This window comes from Faecousia sp., from assembly GCF_048519415.1.
GTDB lineage: Bacteria > Bacillota > Clostridia > Oscillospirales > Oscillospiraceae > JAZOXB01.
In genome coordinates this window covers 34,904-44,670 of the sequence record NZ_DBFZUT010000030.1, presented here as the reverse complement: position 1 = coordinate 44,670, position 9,767 = coordinate 34,904, and the positions used below count along the sequence as shown (strand labels likewise).

The 9,767-nt window shown below is 57.3% G+C and carries 6 protein-coding genes; 2 read left to right on the top strand and 4 right to left on the bottom strand.

Features of this window, described 5'->3' with window-relative positions; all coding sequences use genetic code 11:
- The first annotated feature begins 18 nt into the window (after positions 1-18).
- The gene (locus tag ACMKFF_RS03630) at positions 19-1,266 is read left to right on the top strand and encodes an AAA family ATPase (RefSeq protein WP_419496065.1); all 1,248 of its coding nucleotides are present in this window, start codon (positions 19-21) and stop codon (positions 1,264-1,266) included.
- Between the two features lie 15 nt (positions 1,267-1,281).
- Entirely contained in the window at positions 1,282-1,986 is a 705-nt protein-coding gene (locus tag ACMKFF_RS03625; RefSeq protein WP_419496064.1) for a HEPN domain-containing protein, read from the top strand.
- Between the two features lie 193 nt (positions 1,987-2,179).
- On the opposite strand, the gene ACMKFF_RS03620 is transcribed toward ACMKFF_RS03625, so the two are convergent.
- From ACMKFF_RS03620 to ACMKFF_RS03605, 4 genes are all read right to left on the bottom strand, one after another.
- Complete coding sequence (locus ACMKFF_RS03620; protein ID WP_419496063.1) at positions 2,180-3,409, bottom strand: hypothetical protein; 1,230 nt, start codon at positions 3,407-3,409, stop codon at positions 2,180-2,182.
- Between the two features lie 125 nt (positions 3,410-3,534).
- Positions 3,535-4,704 (bottom strand): AraC family transcriptional regulator, encoded by a 1,170-nt coding sequence (locus tag ACMKFF_RS03615; RefSeq protein ID WP_418464666.1) that lies wholly within the window; start codon positions 4,702-4,704, stop codon positions 3,535-3,537.
- Positions 4,705-4,734: 30 nt separating this feature from the next.
- Positions 4,735-5,646: a nucleotidyltransferase family protein gene (locus ACMKFF_RS03610; RefSeq protein WP_349136343.1), complete on the bottom strand. Its 912-nt coding sequence runs from the start codon at positions 5,644-5,646 to the stop codon at positions 4,735-4,737.
- Positions 5,647-5,901: 255 nt separating this feature from the next.
- Complete coding sequence (locus tag ACMKFF_RS03605; protein WP_419496062.1) at positions 5,902-9,765, bottom strand: S-layer homology domain-containing protein; 3,864 nt, start codon at positions 9,763-9,765, stop codon at positions 5,902-5,904.
- Positions 9,766-9,767 lie beyond the last annotated feature (2 nt).

Sequence of the window (9,767 nt, the reverse complement as noted above, 5' to 3'; positions counted from 1 at the left end):
AGTGAAAGGAGAAACACTATGCTGCTTGAATTTGCCTGCTCAAATCACAAGTCCATTCGAAATGAAGTATTATTTTCTGCCATGGCTGGTAAAGATAATACTTTTGAAGAAAAAACGAAAGAAATTCCCGGTGGAAGAGTTTTAAAGTCTGCTATTATTTATGGCGCTAATGGTGCCGGAAAAAGCAATCTTATCGATGCAATCTCTTTTGTTAAAAATCTTGTAGTAAACAGCATCAACCATCAGCCTGGCCAAGGAATACGTCAAATTCCACATAAATTAGATGGTTTCAGTGCAGATAGCACCTACAGAATTCAATTCGTTACCCAAAATATCCGATATGTTTTTGGGTTCTCGCTGCGCAATATGCTTGTATCTGATGAGTACCTCTATTATTTTCCTAATAATCGGCAAACTAAAATATATGAACGAACCGCTAAAAGTTTTAGCGCTGGCTATAAATTCCGTGGGAAATTTAGCGCATGTAAAGATGTTCTTAAACCCAACCGTCTTTTGCTCTCTTGTGCAGCTAATTTTAGCGCCGTGAAAGAAATTGCTGATGCATATAACTTCTTTGGAAACGAGCTTGTTGTGTACCATCCCGCAAATCAGTCCAACTGGATGAACTATTCTCTTTATCAAATGAATACAAACCCAAAGATGAAATCAGCTGTCCTAAATTTCCTATCAGAGCTCGGAACCGGTATTAAAGATATTCATGTCACGGTTGATGAGAAAATGCTAGAATCATCAGAACTTCCGCCATTCCTTTCAGACGAATTTAAAGCGCTACTGCTTCAAAATAGCGTTAATGCAATCACAGCTCGTGTCAATTATGATAAATTTGATATTGACTTGATACAAGAAGAGTCCACTGGAACTCAAAAACTATTTGCAATTTTGTGTCCCATAATAGATATTATGATGAACGGCAAGGTGCTTATCTGTGACGAGTTGGAATCCAGTCTACACGAGTCGCTCGTTTTTGGCTTAGTTAAGCTGTTTATAAATACGCAAACAAATAAGTTTGCGCAAATGTTTTTAACTACTCACGAAACAGGGCTACTAAATCTTGATCTGTTTAGGCGAGACCAGATTTGGTTTGCAGAAATGCGCAAAGAGGATCGTTCAACTGATCTCTATTCTCTCGCTGAGATAAAGAATGTTCGGAAAGAGGATAATTTTGGTAGAGGATATATTTCTGGAAAATATGGTGCAGTTCCTATGCTGAATCTTAATTTTGCAGATATAGTTTCTGAAATGTGAATGAGGGCTAGAGATATGCAAGAGAGAGATTTGTCCCTTACACCCCGAAAAGAAGAATTGCGTAACGCGAGGCCCATCGTGATCCCTATCCAGTTTAGCCTAACCGAAATCAAACAACATTTTGAAAATAGTTTAGAGGCTATAAAAAAGCAATACGAAGTTGCAGACTCGTTAAACAACAGCGGAGATGTTGACGGCTGCAAAATAATCTGGCGTTCTCAAGTGGTTCTAGCCGAAGGTCTGCTGGATTTCTATATTCACGAAATGAGTAAATTCTGTCTTTTTCGGATGTTCACAGGAGAATGGGCATCTTCTGAAAAATACACCTCATTTACGGTCCCAATGGGGAAAGTTGAGGAAGCACTCTCTGCTGCTGAATCCAAAGATTGGTTTTTCTCCTATTTGAACGATCGTTTTAGCAGAGATGTGTTTCTTTCGCAAGAAAGCATGAGAGAGCAGTTAAATCTTATCGGAATCGAATTCGTTGCAACTATGGTGAAAGCTTTCCCACGTGATAAAGAAGAAACCTCAAAAAAGGACGGCGCAAAAATAGTTGCCGAACTGTTTCAGCGGCGCAATATTATTGCCCACCAAAATGATCGAAGTCACGCTTCAGCTGAGCAAAACGACATTACAAAAGAATTTGTTGAGGATTACATATCAAAGATTGAAGCCATTGTAAATGCTATCCATTCATTAGCCGAGGATAAAGAACAATAACAGCAATTCATGAGGGCAGAGTGTACCTTGATCAAGGCATCACTCTGCCTTTCTTTTCAATTATATATTGTACTACGTCAAGTTTTTCGCCATAATCATATTATCACGTCACAATTCTATAGTATAGTTTGTATATTGTTCAATCATTTTTCTATCGATTTCTAATTGTACCTCCATACCCTCTTTGGAATGCTTAAACAGCGTCATAAACCCGGCGGGCCGTCACGGCCGGATTTCCGGCCAGATACTCGCGCTCAAGCAGGTCGAGATAGGCGCCCGGCGTCTTGAGCCCGAGCATGACCGTGCGGCCGATGTCCGTTTTCTCCAGCAGCTTGTTCGTCAGGGAGACGCAGTTGATCGTCGGAATAAAGTACGTTGCATACGGCCCGCGCTGCACGCGCCAGAACCGCACGCCGCCGAGCCTGCGAAGCCGCCCGGCAAAGCAGTCCTCCGGCAGAGCTTCCGGCTGCCAGGGTGACAGCGTCTGCCGGAAGCGCTCCAGCTCCGCGCGCAGCTGCGCGGCCTGTGCAGGCGGCAGGTGGAGGCTGTAGCTGATGACGCGGCGGTGATGCGTGCCGATGCACCACCGGAGATACGGCTCGCGTGGGGCGGAAAAGACGATTCCGGCGCCCGCCGTACGGAGCAGGCGCTGATGGACCGGATCATAGGCGCCGTAGGTCAGCGTCCGGCCGTCAAAGCAGAGCTCGCAGTGGCCGACCAGGCCGATGCCGTGCGCGGACGTCTGGAACAGGAGCTCAAACTCCTCCGTCCCCTGCTGCGGGACCGGGCCCAGCGGAGCGCGCGGCAGCACGTCCGCCGTCCGCTGCGGCAAAAACAGGCTCATCAGATCCGGCAGCGCCACACGGATCGAGCCGAGCACCCGCCGGACGCGATGGCTGCGGATCATCAGGGCAAGGACATCGCAGACAAGCCCCGTGCCGAACACCGTCAGCAGCAGCGCGGCCGTATAGCGAAGCGCAGCGTCCCGCAGCGCCAGAACGAACACGATGAGCACAAACAGGCCCGTGCCGCCCACAGCGGCTGCCATCGCCGGAAAAAAAGCGCCCCAGCGGCGCATTCTGCCATAGAGGATCGCATTGACTGCCTCGACCGTGACCAGCAGCGTCAGATACACCGCAACGACCACGGCAAACAGCCGCACCGACAGCTGCGGCAGGAGCAGCAGGCCCGCGCCCAGCAGCAGCTCGACAGCCGCCAGCAGCACGGACATCCGGCCGGGACGGTTGCCGCGCCGCCGCGCGAGCAGCAGGTACATAAGGCCGCGCAGCGGCAGGAGCAGGCCCGACAGCAGCAGCACGACATGCGCCGCTCCGGCGCGTCCGGCCATCAGCGCGGGGCCGAGGCCGAGCATGCCGATGCCGGACAGCATGGGAAGCAGCAGCAGATACAGCAGAGTCATCATGAGGGTCCTTCCTCCCGGCAGGCGCTGCGCGCGTCAGCTTGTCAAAAAAGGCCTTTCGGGCTTCTTCGCCAAGCTGCTTTCAGAATTGCAAAATCAGTTTTTGACAGTCTGACGCGCTGCGCACGTTACTCCGACTGGATCGACTTTGCGTATTCCGAGGGAGACATGCCGAATTTATCCTTGAATTGGCGGGAAAAATGGTGGATCGTGGAATAATTGAGCTGCGCGGCGATCTGGGAGAAATTCATCGTTCCCTCCCGGATGAGGCGCTTGCTCTCCTCCAGCTTGACCCGGCGGATATACTCGCCGGGCGAAATATTCATCTGCCGGTGGAACAGCGCCGTCAGATGCGACGCGCTCACACCGACCTCGCGCGAAACGATCTCCACGGAGAGCTTATCGCACACATGATCGGCCACATACTGCAGCGTGCGGCTGACGATCTCGTTTTCGTGGTTCAGCGCCACCGGCGTTTTCAGGCGTTTTTTTTCGCTGCCCGTGTCGCGCAGAACGGACAGAAGCAGCAGCTTGAGATAGCTGCGGATAAAATCGCCGCTGTAGGCATCCATATTTTCGGACTCGCGGACGATCTGGCGCAGCTGGGCCGCCTCGGCGGACGACAGGTCGAACACCCGGTCCGGCAGCCGCGCGGCAAACTCGCTCTCCAGATCAAAGCTGACCGTGAGGAAGCGGGCCGTCATGTCCAGGTCCGTATACTGCATATGCCATTGCTGCGGGCCGAACACCATGAGCTGGCCCTGATGCAGCTCGACGCCGTTGCCGTCCACAACGCAGTGCAGCGAGCCGCGGTCGACGTACGTCAGCTCGAACATGGAGTGCTGCTCGCCCTTGAACAGGAAGCCGCTCTCCACCTCGCGATAAAACAGCGTATAGATCTCGCCGACGCGCAGGCGGTCGCCGAGCTTGAGATTCTCGGCCGCCGTCACGGGCTCGAGCACCTCGAGCTGCGCACCCGCAGGCTGTGCCAGCCGGACGGAGCACTCCGTCTGATACGGCAGGATGGCAAACTCCCGCCCCGCAGGCAGGCAGACCGGCTTATCGAGATAAAAATACGCCGTCTCCCCTTCCCTGCGCACGGCAAGCACCGTCATGCCCAGCTCGAAATCCAGATAGACCGGTCCGGCACTCTGGCGGTAAAAGCACAGGCCCTCCGCCGAGAAATACTGCACGGACTCCTGCCACTGTGCCCCGGACGGAAAGCCGCGGTTCGGCAGGCTGTCGCGCAGCACGCGGCCGTAGCCGGAAAAGGTCAGCTTGTTCAGATTTTCAACCAAGGCGGGTCCCCCCTCCCGTTCCGCCGGCTGTTATTCGAACAGCACGGGCGGATAGATACCGGCCGCATGCATGGCGGCCACGGACTCCTGCACGGAGGCAAGGTCCTCGCGATAGGTCACGCCGTGCCAGCTCTCGTCCGTGTGGAGAACGCGCACCGTGGCGCGGTTGGCGGCAAGCTGGTTGTTGGCGACCGTCGGCAGATAGAACTCCGCCTTCAACGGGTTAACGGACACGGACTCCTGCAGGAAGCGTGGGAACTCGGCCGCCAGCTCGTCAAGGATGCGCGGCGTGAAGCCCCAGAAGTTCATGGAGACGGTCGTATCGCCGGACAGCGGGGTGAAATGCTCGCCATCCTCCGTAAAGGCCGCGTCGTCGCCGCGCTTTTCGATGTGCGTGCGCTCCGTGATTCCGGTAAGGTAGCCGTCGCGCAGCTCGCAGACGCCGCGGGCCACGGAGCCGTGCTCCGTCATGGCGTTGTGCAGGCGGTAGCCGACCATGGCATAGGCATTATCGGCATGCTGCCCGGTCAGGAAGCCGCCGATGGCCGTGAACGCGCCGCGGCCGTAAAAATCGTCGGAGTTGATGACGGCGAACGGCCCGTCGATCACGCCGCGCGCGCACAGCACGGCGTGGCCCGTGCCCCAGGGCTTCGTGCGGCCCTCCGGCACGGTAAAGCCCTGCGGCAGGCAGGACGTCAGCTCCTGAAAGACATAGGAGACATCAAAATACGGCTCAACGCCGCGGCCGACCTTCTCGCGGAAGTCGTGCTCGATCTCGTGCTTGATGATAAAAACGACCTTGTCGAACCCGGCAAGGCGCGCGTCATACAGAGAATACTGGATGATGCTGTTGCCCTGCGGATCAATGGGCGTCATCTGCTTCAGGCCGCCGAACCGGCTGCCCATGCCCGCCGCCATCACGACCAGCGTCGGCTTTTTCATGGAAATACTTCCCTTCTGCTGCGTTATTTCGGTTTTCTGCGCGGCATCCGCCGCGGGGCAGGCCGCAGCGCGGCCCGCTCAGTGCGCACTATTATAACAGCTCTTTTCCAAAAGCTCAATGGTTTTTGCAAAAAACGGCGCATATTTCGGCAAATATTTTGCACGTTGGCTTGCATGCGCGGAAGGATCTGGTAAATCTGCACGCAAAAGCGCCCCGGCCGAAGCCGGGGCGCGCGGGGATGTAATGGAGAGTAATCACTCTGCCTTGGCAATGCAGATGGCGTTGTTCTCGGTATCAAGGTAGAACGTCGCCTTCGGATTGGCCGATTTGACCATGGCCAGATCAGCCTCGGTGAGCTTGTATTCGTCCGTGCCGACGACGAGCGGCATGCCCTTAGCCGGGACGCGATTATCCGCGATATACACGGAGATCGTATGTGTCAGGGCGCTGTCGACGACGATGCGGCTCATGAAGACCTTGGCGCTGGAGGGCGTCAGGTACACGTTCAGGTCCGCAGAGAGCTTGTGCACATAGACATTGGAGCCGAGCTTCTGGGAAACGTCGCGCAGATAGATGCCCTCATAGTTCTTGCCGGCTGCAGTCGTGTTGTTGGCAAACGTGCCGCCGTAGAAGTGCAGTGCACCCGGAGACTTCAGGCGGGCGATGGAGCCGGAGCCGTAGGACGTGCTGCTCAGCAGGCAGGCATTGTCCGTGAACGTGCCGCCGTAGACGTTGATCGCAGAGGCGTTGCCCGCATTCGACTGATCCATCAGGAAGATCGCACCGCAGCCCTTGACGGAGTTGTTCGTAAACGTCGCATTCTCGATGTTGATCGTGTGCGTACCGCCGCCGTTCACATGGACCAGCCGGGCCTGATTGTTCGTGAACGTGCCGTTCTTCAGGTTCAGAACGCTGCTGCCGCTCTGACCGTACATGGCGAAAACGGCAGCGCCGCCGGTCTCGCTGTTGCTGGAGCTGTAGGTCTGGCAGTTCGTGACCGTCACGTCCTCGACGTTGACCGTGTTCGTCTTGCCTGCACGGCTGAACGACCACACAAAGACCTGCGAGGAACCACGCATGTTGCGCACGACCGTACCGGCCTTAACGTTCAGCGTGCCGCCTTCATCCACACGGACAAAGGCGCTCGTTGAGCGCGTCTGCGGGGTATACATGCACAGGCCGTCGAGCGTGATATTCTCGAGCGTCAGTTCACCCTCGACCCAGACGGCCGAGCCGGTGCTGCCGTTGAGATAGCGCGAAAGCATGGCGTTCGGAATGCCCTCGAGGGACCAGACCTCACTCGTGCCCGCTTCCAGCGTGCCGCCGTTCATAATGTAGATGATGTTGTCGCCCTTCTCCTTGGCGTTGGCCTTCAGAATCTCCTTGGCGCGGGCGAAGGTGGCGACCGGCGTCTGCGGCGTCAGGCCGTCGTTGGCATCATTGCCGGGGTTCGTGGACATCGTGCTGTCGTTCATGTAGACCTCGGCGCCGATAACCTGCGCGGAAACAACGCAGTAACGGTTGTTCGCTGCGTCGATCTCCGCCTTGTAATACGGGTCGAGAGAGTTGACCAGCTGATAGGCCTTCGTATCCTCGGCTGTGAGCTTATAGGTGCCGTAGCCGATGGCCAGAACGATATCCGTGCCCATGTAGTCGAGGGTCACGCGGACGCCGCCGCCCGTCACATTGCTCAGGGGCTTGGCGATGGCGACCGGGAGCGCTCCTCTCTCGGTGTTCAGATACAGACCGGAGAACGTCAGGGCATCCTTTTCGGCGCCAAAGACGACCTGAGACTTTTCAAGCATGGCGACCTGATCATCGGGGTAGCCTGCACCCGGCGTGTTGTTCTCGATCGTACCGCCGTTGAGGTACCACGTCGAGCTGCCGGAGTTACCGTAGGCAACAAGAGCCGCATAGGTGCCGGAGACGTTGTTGCGGATGATACCGCCGTTGAGATAGCCGACCGCATGCTGGGCAAGGCTGACGGCACAGCCCGTCAGGGATTTGTTGTTCTCGATGATGCCGCCGTTGATCGTCAGGATGCCGGGAGCGTTGGCTTCGCCGCTGCTCACGCCAACGGCGGAGCCGCGGTGCGGGAGGGTCGTGCCGGTGTTCGTTGCCTTGTTGCCGGAGATGAGGCCGCCGTTGATCGTAATATGCGCACCGGCGGAACCGGCGATCGCAGACATATAGCCGCCGTAGTTATTGATGATCTTGGCGCCCTCGTTCATCTCTACCGTGCCGCAGTTAAAGCCGCTGCCGGTGACATAGATCGCGCCGCCGACCATACGGGACGATGCCGCGGAGTTCTGCACCGTCGCGCCGCTGTTCAGGACAAGGCGGCCGCCGGCCTCGATATCGAGGATGTACCAGACCATATTCTGCGTCAGCAGCTCCGGCCACATGGTCGCACCGCCGTCAAGCGTGATGTTCTCGAGCGTCAGCGTTGCGGAAGCGTCCTCGGCCTCCGGCTCGATGACGATCATGCGCTTCGTGAAGGAGCCTGCACGCATGACCTTGCCGCCCTCAAGATCGGCCATGGTCCACGTCGTGTCCTGCGTAATGGTCACGGTGCCGCAGATCAGGATGACGGGGTTCTTGCTCTCTGCGAGCAGCGACTTTGCACGCTCGAAGGTCTTGACGGCGCTCTCCTCGGTCGTGCCGTCGTTCGCATCATCGCCGTCCGTGCCGTCGAGGTAGATATAGTCGGAGCGATCGTCCTCACGCCACTTGGCGTACAGGCTCATATCGCCGCGGCAGCGGTCGATGAAGTCGAACATCTGCGTCAGCTCGGGATCCTTGAACCAGCCGGTGAACAGGTAGCCTTCCTTGCTCGGAGAAGTCGGACGGTCGATGACGGAGCCGTAGCTGTATTCCTGCGTGTAGAGCACGTTTTCGCCGTCATAGTATGTCACAACGTACATGCGAACCTTCCAGGTCGCATAGAGTGTCACGTCCTCACGAACGGGCTGGGTGAAGTCAAACGGTGTGCCGTCCTCCGTCGTCCAGCTGACGAACGTATAGCCGCTGCGCTCCGCCGTGGCGGGCTCAACGGTCTGGCCCCAGGGCACCTGCACCTTTTCGGGTGTGACCGTGGCGACCTGCTTGGAGACGAACGTCACGGTGACGATCATGCCGGTCGTCGTAAACGTGACGGTCACATCCTCGGTGATGTCGCGGAGGATGAACTCGGAGCGCACGCGCTGCAGCGTGCCGGAGGAGGCGGCGACCTGATCGAGATCAAAGCCCTCGCTGTGATCACCGTAGAGGTTGAAGTTCAGCCAGTTCACGCCCGGCTCAAGCGTCACGGACGTGACCTTCTCGCCGTTGACCTTGGCATAGCCGCCCTCGCCCTTGAACGTAACGGTGAAGCCGGTCTCCGGCTCCGTCGGCTCAGTGGGATCGGTCGGCTCCGCAGTCGGTTCCTGCGTCGGCTCCTCGGAGGGCTCCGTCGGCTCGACAGAAGGCTCCGTCGGCTCGGGCTGCTCCGAATAGTCCAGCAGCACGCAGAAGACCTTTGCAGCCTGCGCGCGGGTGGCGGTCTCCTGCGGGCGGAGCGTTCCGTCCTCAAAGCCGCCGAACAGGCCTGCGCCGGCAGCCCAGATCATGCCCTCAACGGCCCAGTCCGAAAGCGCGGAGGCATCGGAGAAGGCGTCGAGCTTGCCGTCCTGCGGGCACTTGTTCCCGAGGAAGCACATGGCGCGATACAGCAGGGCTGCCATCTGCTCGCGGGTCACGGGATCGTTCGGAGCGAACGTCACAGCGCTCGTGCCGTTGACGATGCCGTTAGCCGCAGCCCAGGCAACGGCGCCGGTGTAATACTGCCCGGCGGGGACATCCGTGAACGCCGTTTCAGCATTGTTGTCCGTTTCTGCCTTGGCATAGCGCGCCAGGATCGTTACGAACATGGCGCGGGTGATCGTCTCTTCCGGAGCGAACGTCGTGTCAGAGGTGCCGACCATGAGGCCCTGCTCCGCGACGCGCGCAATATAATCGCTGGCCCAATGCCCGGACGGCACATCCTGATAGACCTCCGCCGCGGCAGCGCCGACAGGCAGAACGCCAAGCAGCATGACCAGAACCAGAAGCAGGGACAGGGCGCGTTTGCGAATACTCATAG

Coding starts and splice junctions, on each gene's coding strand:
- ACMKFF_RS03630 (WP_419496065.1), top strand. CDS start 19: ATGCTGCTTGAATTTGCCTGCTCAAATCACAAGTCCATTCGAAATGAA.
- ACMKFF_RS03610 (WP_349136343.1), bottom strand. CDS start 5,646: ATGAAAAAGCCGACGCTGGTCGTGATGGCGGCGGGCATGGGCAGCCGG.
- ACMKFF_RS03620 (WP_419496063.1), bottom strand. CDS start 3,409: ATGATGACTCTGCTGTATCTGCTGCTGCTTCCCATGCTGTCCGGCATC.
- ACMKFF_RS03605 (WP_419496062.1), bottom strand. CDS start 9,765: ATGAGTATTCGCAAACGCGCCCTGTCCCTGCTTCTGGTTCTGGTCATG.
- ACMKFF_RS03625 (WP_419496064.1), top strand. CDS start 1,282: ATGCAAGAGAGAGATTTGTCCCTTACACCCCGAAAAGAAGAATTGCGT.